Origin of the sequence: Wolbachia endosymbiont (group A) of Epagoge grotiana (assembly GCF_947251775.1) — a bacterium.
Lineage (GTDB): Bacteria > Pseudomonadota > Alphaproteobacteria > Rickettsiales > Anaplasmataceae > Wolbachia > Wolbachia pipientis.
This window is the reverse complement of sequence record NZ_OX366387.1, coordinates 825,441-845,578: the sequence shown is the minus strand read 5'-3', so window position 1 is coordinate 845,578 and position 20,138 is coordinate 825,441. Positions and strand designations below refer to the sequence as shown.

The 20,138-nt window shown below is 34.3% G+C and carries 21 protein-coding genes and 1 pseudogene; 15 read left to right on the top strand and 7 right to left on the bottom strand.

Going from position 1 to position 20,138, the window contains the following annotated elements; all coding sequences use genetic code 11:
- The first annotated feature begins 5 nt into the window (after positions 1-5).
- The 13 genes from OPR50_RS03880 to OPR50_RS03820 all read left to right on the top strand — a co-directional run bounded on the left by OPR50_RS03880 (position 6) and on the right by OPR50_RS03820 (position 11,836).
- Positions 6-1,934 carry a DUF4815 domain-containing protein gene (locus OPR50_RS03880; RefSeq protein ID WP_265023925.1) on the top strand — a complete coding sequence of 643 codons (1,929 nt, stop codon included), beginning with the start codon at positions 6-8 and terminating at the stop codon, positions 1,932-1,934.
- Between the two features lie 9 nt (positions 1,935-1,943).
- A complete protein-coding gene (locus OPR50_RS03875) occupies positions 1,944-3,122 on the top strand; it encodes a hypothetical protein (RefSeq protein WP_070356855.1) in 1,179 nt (392 codons plus the stop codon).
- 4 nt (positions 3,123-3,126) lie between these two features.
- Positions 3,127-3,321 carry a hypothetical protein gene (locus OPR50_RS03870; protein WP_265023926.1) on the top strand — a complete coding sequence of 65 codons (195 nt, stop codon included), beginning with the start codon at positions 3,127-3,129 and terminating at the stop codon, positions 3,319-3,321.
- Positions 3,318-4,799, top strand: a complete 1,482-nt coding sequence (locus OPR50_RS03865) for a hypothetical protein (protein ID WP_265023927.1) — start codon at positions 3,318-3,320, stop codon at positions 4,797-4,799. The genes OPR50_RS03870 and OPR50_RS03865 overlap by 4 nt, the downstream gene beginning before the upstream one ends.
- Positions 4,800-5,119: 320 nt before the next feature.
- Positions 5,120-6,292, top strand: coding sequence for a phage tail sheath subtilisin-like domain-containing protein (locus tag OPR50_RS03860; RefSeq protein ID WP_265023928.1), 1,173 nt, complete (start codon positions 5,120-5,122; stop codon positions 6,290-6,292).
- A gap of 21 nt (positions 6,293-6,313) precedes the next feature.
- The gene (locus OPR50_RS03855) at positions 6,314-6,820 is read left to right on the top strand and encodes a phage major tail tube protein (RefSeq protein ID WP_265023929.1); all 507 of its coding nucleotides are present in this window, start codon (positions 6,314-6,316) and stop codon (positions 6,818-6,820) included.
- A 36-nt stretch (positions 6,821-6,856) separates the two neighbouring features.
- On the top strand, positions 6,857-7,111 hold the full coding sequence (locus tag OPR50_RS03850) for a phage tail assembly protein (RefSeq protein ID WP_264705694.1): 255 nt from the start codon (positions 6,857-6,859) through the stop codon (positions 7,109-7,111).
- Between the two features lie 115 nt (positions 7,112-7,226).
- Entirely contained in the window at positions 7,227-9,491 is a 2,265-nt protein-coding gene (locus OPR50_RS03845) for a phage tail tape measure protein (protein ID WP_265023930.1), read from the top strand.
- Positions 9,491-9,847, top strand: a complete 357-nt coding sequence (locus OPR50_RS03840; RefSeq protein ID WP_038536970.1) for a phage tail protein — start codon at positions 9,491-9,493, stop codon at positions 9,845-9,847. Before OPR50_RS03845 ends, OPR50_RS03840 begins: the two co-directional genes overlap by 1 nt.
- Positions 9,844-10,053: a tail protein X gene (locus OPR50_RS03835; protein ID WP_038536967.1), complete on the top strand. Its 210-nt coding sequence runs from the start codon at positions 9,844-9,846 to the stop codon at positions 10,051-10,053. The genes OPR50_RS03840 and OPR50_RS03835 overlap by 4 nt, the downstream gene beginning before the upstream one ends.
- Entirely contained in the window at positions 10,054-10,989 is a 936-nt protein-coding gene (locus OPR50_RS03830; protein ID WP_265023931.1) for a contractile injection system protein, VgrG/Pvc8 family, read from the top strand.
- A gap of 56 nt (positions 10,990-11,045) precedes the next feature.
- Entirely contained in the window at positions 11,046-11,570 is a 525-nt protein-coding gene (locus OPR50_RS03825) for an ankyrin repeat domain-containing protein (RefSeq protein WP_007301895.1), read from the top strand.
- Between the two features lie 47 nt (positions 11,571-11,617).
- Positions 11,618-11,836 carry a hypothetical protein gene (locus OPR50_RS03820; RefSeq protein ID WP_264331023.1) on the top strand — a complete coding sequence of 73 codons (219 nt, stop codon included), beginning with the start codon at positions 11,618-11,620 and terminating at the stop codon, positions 11,834-11,836.
- Here OPR50_RS03820 and OPR50_RS03815 read toward each other — a convergent pair.
- A pseudogene (locus OPR50_RS03815) lies at positions 11,827-12,333 on the bottom strand (phospholipase D family nuclease); the annotation flags it as partial. The gene OPR50_RS03820 and the pseudogene OPR50_RS03815 sit on opposite strands and share 10 nt — an antisense overlap.
- On the opposite strand from OPR50_RS03815, the gene OPR50_RS03810 reads away from it, so the two are divergent.
- On the top strand, positions 12,332-13,246 hold the full coding sequence (locus OPR50_RS03810; protein WP_265023932.1) for a patatin-like phospholipase family protein: 915 nt from the start codon (positions 12,332-12,334) through the stop codon (positions 13,244-13,246). The pseudogene OPR50_RS03815 and the gene OPR50_RS03810 overlap by 2 nt on opposite strands.
- A 78-nt stretch (positions 13,247-13,324) precedes the next feature.
- Here the strand turns inward: OPR50_RS03810 and OPR50_RS03805 are convergent, their stop codons facing one another.
- From OPR50_RS03805 to wmk (OPR50_RS03780), 6 genes are all read right to left on the bottom strand, one after another.
- Complete coding sequence (locus tag OPR50_RS03805; protein WP_264330455.1) at positions 13,325-13,657, bottom strand: WD_0736 family protein; 333 nt, start codon at positions 13,655-13,657, stop codon at positions 13,325-13,327.
- A 408-nt stretch (positions 13,658-14,065) separates the two neighbouring features.
- Positions 14,066-14,968, bottom strand: a complete 903-nt coding sequence (gene wmk / locus OPR50_RS03800; RefSeq protein ID WP_265023933.1) for a WO male-killing family protein Wmk — start codon at positions 14,966-14,968, stop codon at positions 14,066-14,068.
- Between the two features lie 25 nt (positions 14,969-14,993).
- On the bottom strand, positions 14,994-15,887 hold the full coding sequence (gene wmk, locus OPR50_RS03795) for a WO male-killing family protein Wmk (RefSeq protein ID WP_265023934.1): 894 nt from the start codon (positions 15,885-15,887) through the stop codon (positions 14,994-14,996).
- 79 nt (positions 15,888-15,966) lie between these two features.
- A complete protein-coding gene (locus tag OPR50_RS03790; RefSeq protein WP_265023935.1) occupies positions 15,967-17,181 on the bottom strand; it encodes a hypothetical protein in 1,215 nt (404 codons plus the stop codon).
- Between the two features lie 99 nt (positions 17,182-17,280).
- The gene (locus OPR50_RS03785; protein WP_264330402.1) at positions 17,281-17,937 is read right to left on the bottom strand and encodes a JAB domain-containing protein; all 657 of its coding nucleotides are present in this window, start codon (positions 17,935-17,937) and stop codon (positions 17,281-17,283) included.
- Between the two features lie 170 nt (positions 17,938-18,107).
- On the bottom strand, positions 18,108-19,019 hold the full coding sequence (gene wmk / locus OPR50_RS03780; RefSeq protein WP_265023937.1) for a WO male-killing family protein Wmk: 912 nt from the start codon (positions 19,017-19,019) through the stop codon (positions 18,108-18,110).
- 120 nt (positions 19,020-19,139) lie between these two features.
- Between wmk (OPR50_RS03780) and OPR50_RS03775 the strand changes: the two genes are divergently transcribed.
- On the top strand, positions 19,140-20,060 hold the full coding sequence (locus tag OPR50_RS03775) for an Rpn family recombination-promoting nuclease/putative transposase (protein ID WP_265024293.1): 921 nt from the start codon (positions 19,140-19,142) through the stop codon (positions 20,058-20,060).
- Positions 20,061-20,138: the final 78 nt, after the last annotated feature.

Below are 20,138 nucleotides of genomic sequence, written 5' to 3'. Positions count from 1 at the left end.
ACAAAATGACCTTAAATAGTTATTATAACCGCTTTAATCCTGACAAAGAGTACGAAAAAAGTTTGTTCCTTGCAGGAAGAGGTCTACAGTCTGCAGAATTAAATGAGACTCAGGAGTATGCTCTTTCTAAGCTTAAAGGCATAGGTGATGCAATATTTCGTGATGGTGATGTTATAACGGGAAGCAATTGTATTATAGATAGAGAAACTGGTAAAGTTACACTTGAAGGAGGAAAAATCTATCTGCGTGGTGCAGTTAGAAAAGTCGAAAAAGAAGAGTTTGTTGTTCCTCTTAATACTATAGTTCGTATCGGTGTTTATTACGTAGAATCTACGATTACAGAACTTGAGGATGAAAATCTTCGTGATCCTGCAGTTGGTACAAGAAACTATCAGGAAGTAGGAGCTGCAAGGCTTAAAGTTTCCACCATTTGGGGTTATCAAGCAGAAGGTCTTTCTCCACGTTTTTCTGAAGGAGAGTTTTATCCAATCTATAACATTGAAAATGGAGTATTAATAGAACATTCACCACCTCCACAAGCAAACATAGTAACTACTGCTCTTGCTCGTTATGACAAAGAAGCAAATGGTTCCTACGTCGTAAATGGTCTTGAAGTAATGTTCCTGCAAAAGGAAGAGGGGGAAGGAGGAAAAAAAATATTTGTAATTAATGAGGGCAAAGCTCATGTTGATGGCTATGAGATTGAACTTCCTCACAGTATTCGTGTTTCTTTTGATGAAGATCCGGATATAAAATCAGTTGAATCAGAACCACATACTTTTCAGCCAAATAGCCAAAGAGTAATGGAACTTAAAGTTAATGATTTTCCAATAAGTGAAATTAAAAAAGTAGATATCACTGTTCAAAAAACCATTACCATTACTCATGGTTCATATTCTGGAGCTATTGATCCGATACCTGACTCTGCAGTACTTGAGATTATTCAAGTTAAACAAGGCAATGTTATTTATGAAAATAGTATAGACTATAAGTTAAATGCAGGAAATGTTGATTGGTCATTACCAGGTAAAGAACCAGCTCCTGGAAGTAGTTACCTAATAACCTATCGCTGTCGCACTCATGTAAGCCCTGAAGATATAAGTGAACAGGGATGCAAAGTAAAAAGAGCAGTTGATAACAGCTTGGTTCTGATTGATTACACCTGGAAAATGCCCCGCTATGATTTAATTACTATCGATAGCAAAGGAGTGGTAAGAAGAATAAAAGGAATTTCTCACCCTTGGCGACCATCAATGCCTAGAGCGCCTAGTGGACAACTTTTGCTCTGCTACATTCATCAGACGTGGAAAAAAGGCGAAGGGGTAAAAATAGTGAATAATGCTATTCATGCTGTACCGATGAATGAGCTTGAAGCAATGAAAAAAGGAATAAATGATCTTTATGCACTTGTTGCACAGGAGCGTTTACGCAATGATGCAAATTCAAGAGAACCTACCACCAAAAAAGGAGTATTTGTTGATTCGTTCTTTGATGATGATATGCGTGATCAAGGAATTTTGCAGTCTGCAGCAATAGTAAATAAGGAACTAATTTTACCAATAGATGTAACGATTGCTGATATTGATGGAGGAGAAAAAACTTATTTGTTGCCATATGAACTTGAACCGGTACTGGAGCAGCTTTTACAGACCAAAGGAGAAAAGATCAATCCATATCAAGCTTTTGACCCAGTCCCGGCAAAAGTTACCATGAACAAAAATATAGATCACTGGACGGAGGTTACTACGAATTGGAAAAGTCCAGTAACCAGAGTGTTTAATGTTAAAGAAACAACAGAGCTGCTGTCAAGTACCTCATACGAAACTGAATTTATGCGAGAAGCAACTCAAAATTTTGAGATTGAAGGTTTTGCAACTGGTGAAAAGCTTAAGGAAGTAAAATTTGATGGCCTAAGCATTCAACCCATACCATAGAGGAAAAAAGTGGAAAATCAAGGACGAATAAGTGGAAAGATAAAAATCCCAGCAAACATTCCAGCAGGTACTAAATTAGTACAGTTTTATGGGGATAAAGGAAGCTATGGAGAGGCAACTTATACTGGTAAAAAAACTATTACCATAGAAGAAAGAAGAAGAGTGATCGCAGCAAGACGAGTTGATCCTTTAGCCCAAACATTTACGCTAAATGAGAGCAGACACATAGGAGGCGTGGAGCTATGGTTTGTAAATAAAGGCAAAAAACGTGTTGTTGTGCAGATTAGAGAAACAGCAGTGGGAATGCCCTCGCAGACTGTCATTGCTGAAAGCTATATTGAGCCAAAAGATATAAAGATAGATGGCACAGCAACACGTATAACTTGGTCTCCTGTCTGGTGTGAATCTAGCAGAGAATATGCAATAGTTTTGCTAACCGATGATGCAGATACAGCAGTAAAAATAGCAGAGCTTGGCAAATATGATGTAGTAAATAGCCGCTGGGTAACGAGTCAGCCATATCAAGTAGGAGTATTACTATCATCAAGTAATGCAAGTACCTGGACTCCGCATCAAAATTTAGATTTAACGTTTCGACTACTAGCTGCAAAATTTAGTGAAAATTCTCATGTTATTGATCTTGGTAAAGTCACTGCAAACAACGTATCAGATTTAATAGTTTTAACAAATGTTGAAAAAGTAGCATTTGATACCAATGTAGAATTTATCTTAACAGATGAAGAAGGGAAAGAAAACTTTTTGTCTGATAATTTGCCGCTCGCGCTGCGTGAAAGACTATCTGGAGAGTTAACAGTAAAGGCAAATTTAAAAGGTGCAAAAGAAAAAAGTCCTGTTCTCTATCCTGGGTTACAGCTAGTTCTAGGTAATCTTTCAGAGTCCGGAGATTATGTTACAAGGAGCATTACAGCAGGAGCTAACACTAAGATAACAATTACCTATGATGCGCTAATACCTGGCACTGCAGATGTTAAAGCATATGTGGAACAAAGCGTCAAAGGATGGCAATTAGTAAATTTAACATCAGGAAAACCTATTGGGGAAAATTGGGTGGAGAGAACTCATGTACTAACAAACTTTAATAGCAATGAAACAAGGGTAAAATTGGTTTTAAGTGGAACGGTTATTTATCGGCCAAAGGTAAAAAACTTGCGGGTTGTTATAACGTAAGAAAATGCCAAATGATGAAACGAGGCGCGGATATCCTTTGCCACACCCAGAGAATATTGCAGTGGAAGATGTTGTTCGTATCCGTACCACAATTAAGAAAATAGATGAAGATATTACCGAAAGAGAAGATGAGCATAATCAACTTAAGAGTAATTTTGAGCGGTTTAATTTTGAGACTTTTTTAAATTTTTGGAAATGAAAGAAGCAATATACCAAAGGATAAAGGATTTAGCAGCAAACAGCACACCTGATCAACTGGCATATCTTGCAAAATCGCTGGAATTGATAGCAGATAAAAAAGCTATTTCTGATATTGCGCAAATGACTAAAGTAAAAGAAATAATTGATGCACTACAAAAGAGGCTTAAGGATTTAGCAGAAAACAGTACACCAGATCAATTAGCATATCTTGCTAAAGCATTGGAATCAATAATCGACAAAAGTGCAGTTTCTGAAATTGTACAGATGACAGATGGTAAGTTAAAAGAACTTCTAAACGCTGCAAGATCACATTTGAATGACATAAATACCAATAAGGAAAATTCAATATCGGCAATAACTGTAGCAAAGACAAAGTCTGTAAATGAGATCAATACGCTAAAAACTAATACCTTGGATACTTTAAAAGCATCATCAGATTCACATATATCGCTACTTGATACGAGAAAGAATGCCAACATTGCAGCAATAAATAGTGTTGGCAATGATCATAAAGATGGTCTAAAAGGTTTAGTGAATAACTTCCGTACTGTTAATGATGTGCCAAGTGGTTCATCGATTATGAGGGAGATAAGGAGCAGAGAACCAACCAAGCTTAACTCCATAAATGATGTACCAAGTGGCTCATCAATCATGAAAGAAGTAAGAAATCGTCATATGATTGAACCTGGAGCATTACCTTTTTTATTTGGTGTACTAAGTAGAAAAAATAATTACTTTGGCCACGGAACTTTTACAACTGAGCTTGGTCAGTGGAGTAGTGATGTAACAAAAACAGACTATATGCTACAACTACTAGCAGGTACTCACACATATGATACAAGCTATGTTAGTTTTTATCGGCCAAGACAACTCAGTTTTTTAGAGGGAAGCAAAGGTACATTTATCTATGGAGAATCATACCCAAGATTTATGTATGATGGATTTTCTGAGCAATTCAATATGCTGAAATACCCTTATGCTGCATTGGGAGTAATATTCGTAAAAAACACAAGCAATGTAGATATAAGTAAAACTCTAAACTTTGTTGGATCTGCAATGTGGTACAAAGATGAAGTTAATTATGGAGGAGCAGGATTATTTATAGGTACACCTGATAAAACTAACACAAGGAAGTCAGATATTTCGAGAATTACTTGGACACGTATTTACCAGCATGAAATTAGCAGTCCTGAATTTATTGCATCAGGTAACATAATCATTCCAGCAGGAAAAACTGTTACAGTGTTACTTTATACGTCATCCAATCTTCACTCAGAAGGTGAAAGAGTTGGTGAGACACCTGAGTTCTTTGCAAGTGAGCACACGTATAGCACAATCTATGGTCAATTTATCCAGTGGGGAATATATAATTTTCGCAGCAATTTTTTAACCAAAGGGCTTGAGATAGATGTAGAAAGGACATTAAGAGCGTGGCAATGTCCTGGGTTAGATGCAACATATAAGCTTTGGCAGTAAAAGAGGAAGAAAATACGCTTACAAATAAGTTGAAATAACAATACTTGAAAACAAGCTAGAGAGGATTTTTATTGATAATCGTTTAACAGAAGGGGGAGAAATTGCCAAGAGGAGTAAAGAAGATATTGAGTTGGAGTTATTGCAAAATGAGAAATTTTCTATACTTTCTAGTTTTTGTCTTTATTTTAATAAATATACTAAATCTTAAAAAGTAGTAATCAGAAGATTTGGAACAAGAAGAAAATTAGGGAAATCAAAGAGTTACAGAGTTTTTTAACAATTTTAAAGAGCAAGTTTTAGCAAACTTATAACGCAACTATATGACAGAACAATTTTTACATGGTGTAAATGTTATTGAGGTAACCTCAGGGGCAAGATCAGTACGTACAGCTAAATCATCAGTGATAGGTGTAATTGGTACTGCACCTGAAGCAGATGAGCAAAAATTTCCGCTAAATAAACCAGTGTTAGTTGCAGGAAGCTTAAAGGAAGCAGCAAAGCTCGGAAAGAGTGGCAGTTTACCTTCTGCAGTAAATGGAATATTTTCCCAAATTGGTGCAACAGTAGTGGTTATTCGAGTTAAAGAAAGTGATAACAGTGATCCAAAGCTCAAAGAAAGTGAAACTATTCAAAATATAATTGGTGGAGTTGATAAAGAAACCGGAGAATATCAGGGAATTGAGGCATTTCTCAGCAGTGAAAGCATAGTTCATGTTGCGCCAAGAATATTAATTGCACCTCAGTTTACTCACCAACTCCCAGAAGATGCAGTGGTTGCAGCATTAATTCCTATAGCAGAAAAGCTGAGAAGCATAATAGTAGCAGATGGACCAAATACCAATGATGAAGAAGCAATCAAGTGGAGAAAAAGTGTAGGCAGCTCAAGAGTTTATGTTGTTGATCCGTGGGTTAAGGTACTTATTGAAGGAAAAGAAGAAATTTTGCCAGCAAGCCCATTTGTAGCTGGTTTAATAGCGAAAGTAGATAGCGAACAAGGATTCTGGCACTCACCTTCAAATAAAGAAATAAACGGTATTGTTGGAACAAGCAGGCCTATTGATTTTACGCTCGGTAATACAAATTGTAGAGCAAACAATTTAAATGAAAATGAAGTAACAACGATAATTCATCAAAATGGCTATAGGCTTTGGGGAAATAGAACATGTTCAAACGATTCGAAATGGGCTTTTCTGTCAGTGAGAAGGACTGCAGATTTAATCAACGATAGTCTGCTGCGAGCTCATCTATGGGCAGTTGATCGCAATATTACCAAAACTTACATAGATGATGTAATTGAGGGGGTGAATTCTTATTTGGCCAATTTAAAAGCGCAAGGAGCTATTATCAGTGGAAAATGTTATGCAACACCAGAGCTCAATACACCAACAAATATTGCAAGTGGAAAAGTATATTTTGACTTTGAGTTTACACCACCATATCCGGCAGAACAGATTACTTTCAGGTCACATCTTGTGAGTGGTACAATATTATAAAAAGGGGAGAAAGAGGAAAAAATGTTACCAAAGATTTTAAAGAATTTTAATGTATTTGTTGATGGTCGTGGTTATGCAGGAAAAATAGATGAAATTACCCTACCAAAACTTACCATAAAAACAGAAGAGTATCGTGCTGGTGGTATGGATATTCCAGTAAATATTGATATGGGCATGGAAAAGATTGAAGCAGATTTCACTTTTTCTGAATACGATACAGAGCTCTTTCGGCTATTTGGGTTGATAAATGGAAATTCGGTATCTTTGACGCTCAGAGGTGGAATGCAAGGAAGTGGAAGTAATGATATTGAAGGAGTAATTATCAACCTTAGGGGTATATTCAAAGAATTTGATTTTGGTAGCTGGAAACCTGCTGAAAAAGCCACTCTAAAATGCACTGTAGCTGCTCATTATTATAAACTTACGATAGGTGGCAATGAACTGATAGAGATCGATGCTGAAAATATGATTAGAAAGATAAATGGTGTTGATCAGATGGCCTTGCTGCAAACGGTTTTAGGCATATAAAAACTTATTTGAAATTTTATTTTTAAGGAGGCAATAATGCACACTATAACACTTAATAACCCCATTACAGTTGATGGAATTTCTGTTTCAGAGTTATCGATGCGTGAACCTAAAGTAAGAGATTTACTTGCTATAGAACGCATAGAAGGCGAAGCTTTGAAAGAAGTAGCTTTAATTGCTAATCTAGCGTCTGTGCCAAAAGAAGTAGTTGAAGATTTATGTATTAAAGATTATGTAGAAATACAGAAGGTACTAAAAGATTTTTTGTCGCCGCTGGAACAGAGGAGTTAAGATTCAATATTTTAAAACTTAGCTCAACAACAGGAAGTGGAATTGAGCAAATTATTAATATGAGTATAAAAGAGTTTCTAAAGTGGTTAGAAGTAAGTGAAGGAGTGACAAAAAAATGTCAATGCTTTCAATAAAGATCGGTGCAACGTTAGATGGCAGTTTTAATAGTGCAATGACAGGTAGTGCAGCAAAGCTTTCTAAGTTGGGTGATAGTATAAAGCAGCTTGATTCGTCAATGAAATCTGTTTCTAAATTTAAGCAATTAAATCATGATGCCCTTGAAGCCATGAAGAATTGGAAGAAAGCAGAGAAAAAAGCAAAAAAATCAGCCGCAGCAATTGCTAAAGAGAAGAAGGAAAAAAAAGAACCAAGCAAAGCACTGAGAAATGAATTCGAAAAATTGAAAGCATCGGCATCAAAGGCAAAAGAGGCTTATATCAAAAAGAGAGATGCACTTCACACATTAAATGAAGAAATAAGGAAAAGTGGAAAGGATATTAAATCTTTAGTGAGGGATCAAACTAAACTTGGTTCATCTGTTGAAGTACTCAAAGGGAAATACAGTAAATTAGGATCTGTAATACAAAAACAGCAAAATGCTTTGGCAAAAAAAGCGCATTATAGGTCACAAGTAATGGAGACTATAGGACTAGGTCTTTCACTTGCAGCACCAATTAAAGTTGCGATTGACTTTGAAAGTGCTATGGCTGATGTTAAAAAGGTAGTAAATTTCAAGGATGGAACAAATGAAGCCGAAGAATTTGCTCAAAAATTGAAGAAATTATCCCGTGAAATACCATTATCAGCTGCAGAGTTAGCACAAATAGCTGCAAGTGGTGGTCAGCTTGGTATCGACAAAGATAAGCTACTTGAATTTACCACAACAGTAGCTAAAATGGCCACAGCATTTGACATGTCTGCTGAACAAGCTGGTGATTCTATTGCCAAACTCGCTAACATTTATGGAATCGCAGTAGAGAAGATGGAAGAAGTTGGTGATGTTATAAATTACCTATCAGATAATACTGCAGCTAAGGCGAACGATATGATTGAAGCACTCGCTAGAGGGGGTGGTAATGCAAAACAATTTGGTTTAGATATTAATCAGACAAGTAGTTTAGTAAATGCCTTCGTTAGTTTAGGTAAACAACCTGAAAAAGCAGCAACTGCAATAAACGCTCTACTTAGTAAACTTCAGACTGCTGAAGGACAGGGAAAAGAGTTCAGAGCAGCATTGGAATCCATAGGTATCACTGCAGAGGAAATGTCACAAAAGGTTGCTGAAAACGGGCAAAACGCTCTACTTCATTTTTTTGAAATTTTAGAAAAAGTAGATAGACAGGAACGTTCTCAAATTCTTCTCAACCTCTTCGGTCAAGAATATCAAGATGATATTGCATTGATAGTTGGGAGTTTGGAAGAATATAAAAAAGCAATAGGTTTTGTGACCGATAAAGAAAAGTATAATAAATCTATGCAAAAGGAATTTAATAACCGTGCAAGTACTACAGCAAATAACTTGCAGCTACTCAAAAATACAATAGCAGAGCTAGGAATGAACTTAGGGTCAGTTATGCTACCTCCTTTAAATTGGATAAGTAAGATTTTGAGGTCAATATCTACAGGTATAGCTTGGTTCGCAGAGAAGTGTCCAATTTTAACTACAGGAGTTATGAGCATAATTTCAGCTCTTATTATTGGCAAGATTGCAGTGGTAGGTTTTGGTTATGCATTTGCATTGGCTGGAGGTGGAATACTAACTTTTAAGGCTATTTTGCAGGGAACACTTTTGCCAGTATTAACTTCGTTATCAGCGCGAGTAATTCCAGCAGTAATCATGGGACTGAAAGCTTTAACGCTAACCAATCCTATAGGAGCTGCTATTGCTGGACTATCAGTTGGTACAGCGCTTGTAATTGCTAATTGGCAAAAGGTAAAGGACTTTTTTTCAAGTCTCTGGAAATCAATTACAAAATCTATAGAAAATTGGACTGGTATAGGAAAATTTTTTAATGATAGTCCAATAAAAGCATTAGAGAAACCAGTAGAAGCAAAAATAGGCAGTGCAACTAGTGAAAATAATGTTTTTAGTAAAGGAAATCCTTTATTGAATAATAATGCTTTTAGTAGAATTTCGAATAGTAGAACGAATATTGAAAGTGTGATTACAGAAAAAAGTTCTGTAGCAGATAATTCAGAGAAAGTTTTAAAAGACTGTGAAAAGTGTGAACAAAAAATTTTCAATCAAACTTTTACATTTAATATAAGTATAAAAGCAGAACCTAACCAAGATGTACGTAGTCTTGCTGATGCAGTAATAAAAAGAATAAGGGAAAAATCTCGTGATGTTTTATTTGATTCAATAGAACCAATTTACTAATGCTATCACTTGGTCAACATAAGCTTTCTCCAACAAGTGTAAGGTATAGTAAAGAAAATCGTTGGAGTACAATTGAGTGCATTGGTAAAATACCTTCATTACAAAATATTGGTCAAGGTGCAGAAAATATAGACTTAGAAGGAGTAATTTATTTCCATAATCTGAATGATTTAAATCAATTAAAAAGTATGAAAGAAACTGAGAAAAATCATGAACCAAGTATCTTAGTAGACAATTTAGGGAATGTTTTGGGAAGATTTGTTATTGTGCGGTTAGAAGAAAAGCAAACGTCGTATTTTCCCTGTGGATTACCAAAAAAGGTTGAATTTAGCTTAAGTTTAAGGAGTTATGTATGACAGTACATTATATAACCCGAGAAAATGAAATGTTAGATTACATATGTTTTAAGCACTATGGATATAGCTCTGGAGCAGTAGAAATAGTATTGGAGGCTAATCCTGGTCTTGCAGAGTATGGAAGTTTTTTGCCTACAGGATTAAAGATCAGGTTACCTAGAATACAAGAGCAATTAAAAAAATCGAAGTTAAAAGTGTGGGAATAAATGAAACCTGAATTTAGCATTGAAGGAATAAAAGATCATGTAATATCGGTGCATCTTACTGATGAATCTGGTACTATAGATGATGTTGCAGAGGTATGCGTTGATTATGGCAATGAAAATGTGGAAGTTCCAAATGAATTGAACATAGCACTAGGTTATAAGGAATTTGGAATCTTTCCAATGGGTATATATACAGTCAACGAAGTGACTATACAGGGTCCACCTAAGACTCTACTAATCAAAGCTCATGCAACAAATTTAAGAATATCTTTAAAAGCAAAGGTATCAAAAGAATGGCATCAAATTACCATAGAAAACTTAGTGAAAGAAATAGCCCAAAAACATGGATATGGACATAAAGTTGCTGAGGAATTTAAGAATGTATTGATACCCCATATTAATCAGGCAGATGAAAGTGATATAAGTCTGTTAACAAAGATCGCAACAGAGCGTGAAGCAATGGCAAAATTAGCTGGTGGGTATATATTATTTATTTCAAAAAACATGGCAAAATCAGCCACAGGAAAAGCTTTAGGAACAACGACTATTAGACCTCAAGACACAATTAATTGGAAAGTGCATTTTACCGTACGCGATAAATACAATTCAGTAGTAGCAAAATGGCACAGCTATGAAAAGGGCGAAACTATTAAAGAAACAGTTGGTAGTAGCGAGCCAAGTTATATTATGCTGGAACTTTACTCTAATGCAGAGTCAGCGCTGAGTGCAGCAAATGCCAAGTTGAAACAATTGAAGCGTAACAATGAAACTTTAGATATAACTATGCCTGGTAATCCAGAGTTATTTGCAGAAGCTAAACTTAATCTTATAGGTTTTAATCAAGCGGTAGATGGTGAATGGATAGTTAACAGAGCGGAGCATACTTTAAATAGCTCGGGTTACCTTACTATGTTGTCAGCATCTTTGAGTAAGTAATGTTAAGAAAAAAATGAGTAATGATCTATTTAATATGAAGAAACTGTGTGCGAAATATGAAAAAAATAAAGTCTAATGAAAAATATAAGTTACATTTCGCATGGTTCGCACTATTAATAGTATGTCTTGTTATTACATATTGCTATCAAAAATCTAAAGCTACAGATAATTACAAAACAATCTTACGCATTGCTTCTGAAAATTGTAATCTAGATGTAGTAAAGTTTTCAGTAAAGAACCTATTGAGCATTAACACACAAATTCCTAGATTAACGGCGCTACATTGTGCAGCAGAAGGAAAATGTCTAGAATTAGTAAAATTTCTAGTGAATGAAGGAGTTGATATAAATGATACAGGTAGATATAAAGGATGGACAGTATTACATTCTGCCGCATACGGAGGCAATTTAGAGATAGTTAAGTTCTTATTAGAAAGAGGTGCTAATCCTAATACTAGAGATACAGATGGAAAAAACCCTCGGGATGTAGCTGTAATAGAATCAAGGCACAACAAAGATAAACCTTACAGAGAAATTATTAAGCTACTTGCAAATGCAGAGGAACAGCATAAATCAAAATAGTAGTTACTAAAGTAGCTATCCATAATAAATTCATACTTTAAATCATTATGCAAAATCAAAAAATCCCAATTACATTAATTATCACGTTATTAATCCAAACCGTAGCATTGATATGGTGGTTATCCAAGTTAGACTCAAGGGTACAATTTCACGATAAACTTATTGAATATGGTTTAATGGAAAAAGTGTTAGTACTTGAGGAAAGGGTGAAAAATCTTTCTGAGGAATTAGATGAATTCAAAGATAACTTAAAGTCTGGTGTATAATGCTTAGACTGCGATTGGCGATTTTTCCAATTTTTGACGTATTGTTCAACTAGTGGAGAATCTCCTGTTATGATCAGTAGGTTTTCAGCATTTCTTTGCTGAGCGGCATCTGAAAAGTTAAATGATCCGGTTATGATTTTTTGCTCATCAATAATAATTACCTTGCTATGAGCAATAGCGGGTTTAAAGTCAATCCATATCGGGATTTTGTGCTCAAATAATTCGTTAATTACACTATGTTTTGAACTAGTTTGTGATTCATCTAGAATAACCTTAATATCAACTCCACGCTTTTTAGCTTGAACCAAGGATTCAGCAATAGGCTTTGAGGTAAATTGGTATGCCTGAACCAACAAGGATTTTTTAGCATGACCCACGGAATCAATTATTAGGTTGGTGCAATTTTCTCCAGGCGTGAAGCAGACTGTGGCTTTTGGGCAGGAAACACATCCCGATAAAAGCGAACAAGTTAATAAAATCAATAAATACCTAACCATGGCAAAATACATCCTTTCAATTGACGGCGGAGGCATAAGAGGCATCATACCAGCCATTATTCTAGCAGAAATAGAAAAAAGAACAAGAAGAACTATAGCTGAAATCTTTGATCTAATGGCTGGTACTTCAACCGGTGGGATTGTTGTGGCAGGATTATGTAAAAAAGATAAACCTCAATATTCTGCTAATGATTTAGTCGAGTTCTATCGGGAATATGGACCATATATTTTTAAGTCTTCATTTTTGAGAAGATCAATATTATCTTGGTTTAACTGTACACAATACCCACATAAAAATATTGAGTATGTACTTCATAAATATTTTGGCGATGATGTCTTTAAAAACACTTTAAGTAATGTGTTGATTACGAGTTACGATATTCACAATAACTGCCCATTTTTCTTCAAAAGCTGGAAAGAGGATAGGAATTTTATTAAATTAAGGGATGTATTAAGAGCAGCAACTGCAGCACCTACTTACTTTGCACCTAAATATCTTAAAATTAACCAAAAGGAAATGGTATTAGTGGATGGAGGGGTTTTTGCCAATAATCCAGCGGCTTGTGCATATGCAAGTAGTAAAAGGTTATTTCCAAATGATGATATTGTACTGTTATCGATAGGTACTGGAAGAACAGATAGAAGCATAGCCAATTCAAAGAGATTTGGAAAAATAGGCTGGGTAAAACCACTACTACATGTGATGTTTGCCTCAAGTTTAGATGCAGTAAATTACCAACTTGATCAAGTTATAGCTGATAAATATATACGCATACAATTGCAATTGAAAATAGCATCACCTGACATGGATAATATTACATCAAAAAATATCAAATCTCTTCAGCAAGAGGCAAAGGCAATGATAGAGAATAATCAAAAAGTAGTCGATAAATTTTGTAACATTGTGTCTTAATTTACATCAAGTAAAATATAAAGCTTTCATTGAGCCAGAAAAGTAAAATAAGCAAATTTGCCTTGTTGAGAAATCTTATTATCTTTGTGTACTACTTTCTTTTTCACTACTAAAAAATCCACGTAAATGGTTAAAAACCTTTTCAATAAAAAGCTCGCTTTCCTCTCCTGTAAAAGCTTCTTTTATTTCATGCAAACTACTTGTTACCTTATTGCTATTTTTTATGACTGAGTAGCTTTCAATAGCTTGGCAAGCAGACAAAATAGTTATTGCCCCTATTATAGTTGAAACAATTATGGCAATTAAAGGTGCTATTGTTGTAAGTACTGCTGCAATTAATGAGATGCCAACACAAAACGCAATAGCTGAAATGCAAAATGCTACTGTATGTTTCTTTTCATGACTAACCATACACACCTTCTTAATAAATCTGTTAAAAGGATAACTTATTTTTTTAGTACCGTCAATATTTTTAGAAAAATTGGCATACTCAAGATAATCATTTGTGATACCAATGAATTACATTAAGCAAATTCTAATTTAGTTAATTCACTTCAATCTATTTGAACATTATATATTAAACACAGAAGCACAAGAATTTCATTCAGTAATTTAGATATATTAAATATACAATTATTTTTATTGATATTTTAATGTATTATTTATGAGTAAGTAAACTACTGAAATCTTTAATCCAGGTTAAGTTTTGAAAGCATGATTTTCAATCTCCTCAATAGAAATGTCCAGCATAAGTAGATTATTTGCAACCTTTATCTATATTAAGTATATAACTACTTTTACTTATATCTTTAACACAATTCAATTTTCACACTCATCAGTAGTTAGGCCACTTGCTCGCACAATAATATCAATAGCAACACCTGCCTTTGCTAGATTTTTCGCAACTTTGATCTTTTCTATTTTTTTAACTTTTTTCTTGCCATTTTTCATACTTTCAGATAGAGATTTGACTAGTGATTCTTGTTCTCCGTACTCATCCATTAAACTCAATAGCTTTTTGCTTTCTCTTGTTTTAGGTAGCAGAACTTTAATATTCACTGATAATGCATCTGATATTTCATATAATTTATCAAATGTTATAGCAGTATACCCTCTTTCATAGTCGTGTATTTCCTTGAGTGTTAAACCAACTTTATCCGCCAAATCTTTTTGAGTGTATCTCCTTATCAATCTCCATTCTCTTATTCTTTGCCCTACTCTGTAGTATATAGAATCAGTGCAGACTTCTTTCTCTGTATTATCATACTCGTAAATAGATAAGCCGGTTGCTTGGGAAATTATGTCAACTGAAACTCCTTCTTTAACTAGATTTTTTGCTACTTCTAATCTTGCCTCCTCTTGATTGATTTTCTCGCTAATATGAACAAACCTGATTAATGAAGGTACTATTTTGCCTAACTTTTGATTCTCATATATTTTTGTTAGATAGAGTATTTCTTCGTCTTCATCTTCATACTCTCTTACTGTTATTGGTTTAGGTAATAGATCTACAACATTAACTGACAGTACTCTTGCTATTACATATAGTACTTCAATCGTAATAGGAATATACCCATTTTCATAATTGGTTACTTCTTTATATGCTAATCCGATTTTACTTGCTAACTCTGCTTGAGTACACCTTTGCATTAATCTACAATCTTCTATTTTTTGCCCTATTTTATAACTTATAGAACTAATATCTCTTACAGAAACAAACATATATACCTTACTTAGAAATAAATTTTCATGCAATTTGATCAGTGGATAAACCAACTATTTGCAAAATAATATCAATAGAAATTCCCCCTTTTACTAAATCCTTTGCAACTTTAATCCTTTCTATCTCTCTCACTTTCTCCTCACAAATACGTATTCCCTCAAACAGAGATTTTATTAGTGCATTACGTAGTTCTTGGCTCTCAATTTCTTTGTATTCTTTAATCAAATCAGGTAGCTCATTTTTCACTTTACTCCCTTCCTCTATTAGTAGATCCATAATATTAATCGATAATGCTTCTGCCATTTCATATAATTTATCAAGTGGAACAGCAGTCCTTCCTTGCTCATAGTTACTTATTTCATCACGTGTTGTAGTCATTTTCTCTGCTAAATCCTTTTGAGTGCACTCTCTTACCAGTCTCCATTCCTTTATCTTTTTGCCTATTTGGTAGTAGATAGAACCAACTTTTTCTTCAACACATTCATCAGCAGACAGACCAATTGTTTTTGCAACAATATCAACAGAAACTCCTGCTTTAACCAGACTCTTTGCAATTTTTATTTTTTCCGATTTTCTACTACTTTTCTCACTAATTTGGACAAATTTGGTTAGCAAACAAAACATCTTACGTAACTCCTGATCGTTAATCTTTTTATATTCTCTTACTAGATTTAATATTTCTTCTTCATCTTCAAGACAGCTTTTTGATACAGGAATAAGATCCGTAATACTGATTGATAGTGCCTCAGTTATAGCATACAACCTTTCAATTGGAACTCTACGATTCCCTTTCTCATATTGCAATATCACCCAGTATTTTACACCAATTTTCTCTGCTAAATCTTTCTGAGTGTACCCTCGCTCTAACCTCCAGCTTTTTAATTTTTGCCCTACTTTATAATCTAGACTTTTTTCCACAAAAAGAACCTTGCATATAATATTTTCTATTATAGCTCAAAGGCTCCAGATATAATAGCCAGACTCTGGAACCTTTAAATTAAAGTGCCCTACAAGTTTCTTTACTATTTTCACGTACTTTGTCTGCCCATGAAAACAATTTTTCACTTGGGCTATCAACCTCCTTCATAAGCTGCTTGCTATTCCATATGCCACACCTCATAAAACTTCCCTTTTCTACTGCTTCTTGAAGTTTCACTCCTCCAAAAAGGCAGTTTTTTCCTATTTCTTCGCCTCTTTTTTGTAATTCAGCCCACATTTCCTTGTTTTCTACTCTGACTTGTACTTGATCATATTTTTTTACATCGTGGTACAATATAATATTTAGCTTACCAATGCTTGTAGGAAATTCTAACATGATAGAGCTTTCATCTGACATATCGATATAGTTTCTTATACCTCCCTTCTCACTTTTAACCTCAACTGCATCATTGCCAATTTTTAAAATATTAATTCCTAACTCTCTCAGTATTTTGGCTACCTCTACCTTGCTATCCCCAGAAAATTCTATATACGATGTTGTATTATCTATCTCAACATCTATTAATTCTCCTTCTTGCATAGCATTTTCGCCAGCTTTCTCTAGTTCTTCTAGTCTCTCATCTATCTGTGGCTGAACTTCTGGCTGTAGCTCATTATAGATTTCACCTATTAGTTTATTCTGCAATAAAGTATCATGAAAATCTGCACCACTTAGCATTAATTTACGCATTATCTTTTTTCGATCAGTCTTATCAAATTTATGAAAATGTGTACCCAATACTACATACTCTGCAATGCTCCATTCCCCATCGTTATATGCATTTATTCTTGCTCCAGAGGCTAGTACTTGGTCTATAGTTTTGTGCAATTCATTTACGTTTTTTGCCTCTACCACTTCACTTTTAAACCAGCTCAACTTTTCGCTTTCGCTTATACTTGGCTTTATTTTTTGCAAAGCTGAAGCAAATGGATTTAACCCTTCTGGATAATCTGCTTGATTACTCAAAGGTTTTGTGCCATAAATATAGTCAAATCCTTTCCCATAGTTGATTTGGTTTTCGCGAACTTCTCTACAAGGGAAAGGTACTACTTCCTTATCTCCAAGCTTTTTAGCATTATTAATTTTGCTTACAAAGGTGGATTGCTCCTTAGTACGACCAATTCCTACAATAGCATTTAACATCTCACCTTTTGATAATCTATCAAGATCAACGTTTAACTCGTAAACACCCCCCTCTTTATCACTAAAAGGTACAATTATTTTATTATTCATATTAGCCTCCGCTATTAAATATACTTTCTAAGTGTATAGTTATTATACACTGTATTACTTATTATAAATTATAGTGAGTAGATTTGCAAATACTTTCTGCTATAACAATCCGTTTTCTCTAAAGCTAAAATAGCCACCACTTGTGATGATAATGTGATCAAATAACCTAACGCTTACAGTACTACATGCTGCTGCTAAGCTCTTCGTTACTTCTTGATCTTCTTCTGATGGTTCTAAGCGTCCCCCAGGATGGTTGTGTGACATTATTACTAATGTTGCATTCTTTATTAATGCTTTTCTTATAATTTCCTTTATGTATACTGGTGCTTTTTCCATTTCACCAATATAGGATTCTTCTCCAATTAGTTGACGCCTTTTATTCAAGTACAGTATTTTTACACATTCCCTCTCTGCATGACCTATACTTACGTTTAAGTACTCTACTAGCCCTTGTAAGTCCATTATTGGCTCACTCTTAAGCTTTTCTTTCAGTACCCTTTCTAGTGTTTCCTTAACACACATAATCATTGCTACTGCAGAATCAGTTACTCCTTCTATAACTTTCAGGTCATCCATTTCTCGGCCTAAAATCCTTCCTACTCCCGTATAAGTGTTCACCAGATTTTTAGCAATTTCTTGAGCTTGTGGTCTTTCATGTACTGCACTTAAAAACGTTTCCATTATTTCACGATCAAGTAGTGCTTTGCCTTTGCTTTCTAATATTCTGAATTCGATTTCTTCTTTACTTTTATTCATATAATTTACCCTTCACTAACAACAAACTTTTTTTAAATATTTACTGCTGTTTTTTTATCAGCATTGGCATAGAGCCATAGCTTTCGAGTGAAGTCAAATCAATTTTTCAATCTTTTTTACTTATTTTTTCATTAAGAAGTAAAAATATTAATATATAATGATTTTTTATTTTAAATTTGTTGAATTTCGTTCAAAGAGATGCCTACCGCTTGCAAAATAATATCAACAGAAATTCCTTCTTTTACTAAATCTTTTGCAATTTTGATTCTTTCTTCTTCTCTAATTTTCTCCTCACAAATTTGTATGCTTTCAAACAGAGATTTTATTAGCGCATAGCGTAATTCTTGACTCTCAATTTTTTTGTATTCTTTTATTAAATCAGGTAGCTCACTTTCTACTATCTCATCTTCCTCTATGAGCAGATCTGTAATGCTAATTGATAATGTTTCTGCTATTGCATATAATTTTTCCAGTGGAATGGCCACACGTCCTTGCTCATAGTTGCTTATTTCATCACGTGTTGTATCCATTTTCTCAGCCAAATCCTTTTGAGTATACTCCCGTACTGCCCTCCACTCCTTTATCTTTTTTCCTATTTGGTAGTAGATAGAACCAACTTTTTCTTCAACACATTCATCAGCAGACAGACCAATTGTTTTTGAAACAGTATCAACAGAAACTCCTGCTTTAATAAGACCTTTTGCAATTTTTATTCTCTCCGTTTTTTTACTATTTTTCTCACTAACTTGAACAAATTTGGTTAGTAAACAAAACATTCTACGTAATTCCTGATCATTAATCTTTTTATATTTTCTTACTAGATTTAATATTTCCTCTCCCTCATCTTCAAAACAGATTTTTTCATTTGATACAGGAATTAGGTCTATAATACCAATCGACAATATCTCTGCTATAGCATACAACTTTTCAATCGAAATTTTACGTGTTCCTTTTTCATATTGTAGTACTACTTGATACGTTACACTGACTTTCTTCGCTAAATCTTTTTGAGTATATCCTCGCTTTAACCTCCAGTTCCTTACTTTTTGCGCTATCTGATACCTTATTGAGATGTTTGCCATAAATATTATACATGTTAATACTACCAAACAAAGATATACAAAAACTTCTATGTTTGCATTTTAGTTGAATATTTCTTCAGAATTGTGTATAATTATTAATGCTTTTTAGGTACTCTTGCTATGGCTCTCTCGAAGTTTCTCGATCCCAAGAATGATGTCGCATTTCGCCGTATCTTTGGCACTGAAAAGAATAAAGACATCCTCATTCACTTTCTCAATGATATTCTGGGTTTTACTGGCAAAAATGAAATAAAGGATATAGAGTTTTTAAGTACTATTCAAGACCCTGATATTGCCTCTAAAAAGCAAAGCATTGTTGATGTATTATGTAGAGATTCCACGGGGGTGCAATGGATTATTGAAATGCAGGTCGCTAAAACCAAAGGCTTCGAGAAACGTGCCCAATACTATGCTGCTAAAGCCTATTCAAGACAAGCCGATAAAGGTGATCAATACCAGGACCTTAAGGAAATTATCTTTATTGCTATAGCAGATTGTATTTTATTTCCTGATAAGTCTGAGTACAAATCAAAGCATACTATTCGTGATGAAGATACTAATGAACATGATCTAAAAGATTTTTACTTTATATTTATTGAGTTACCTAAATTTACAAAAACCAAGGAAGATCAGCTTTCAAGTATAGTCGAGAAATGGATCTACTTCTTTAGATATGCAGACGAAACTAGTGAAGAAGAGCTAGAGAGAATAATAGGAAGTGATCTAATAATTAAAAGAGCGTATGAAGAATTAAATAGGTTCAACTGGTCAGAAAAAGAATTTATAGCCTATGAACAAGAGATAAAGCGTATTCGTGATGAACAGGCTGTCCTCGCTCAAAAACTCGATGATGCCACTCAAAAAGGTAGACAAGAAGGTAGACAAGAAGGCATCCAAATCGGCCATGAAAAAGGCAGAAAAGCAGAGAAAATTGAGGTTGCAAAGAATCTACTTAAAGCAGGAGTTTCTATTGACATTATAACTCAAACTACTGGTCTTTCTGTTGATTATATTGAGAAAATTCAAGAAAAGAAGTTTTAGCCATAACGTTTTTTTATTAAACCCTCTATTCTGGTAATTTTAATATTGCAATCCATTCTAATTTCTGTATAATGCCTT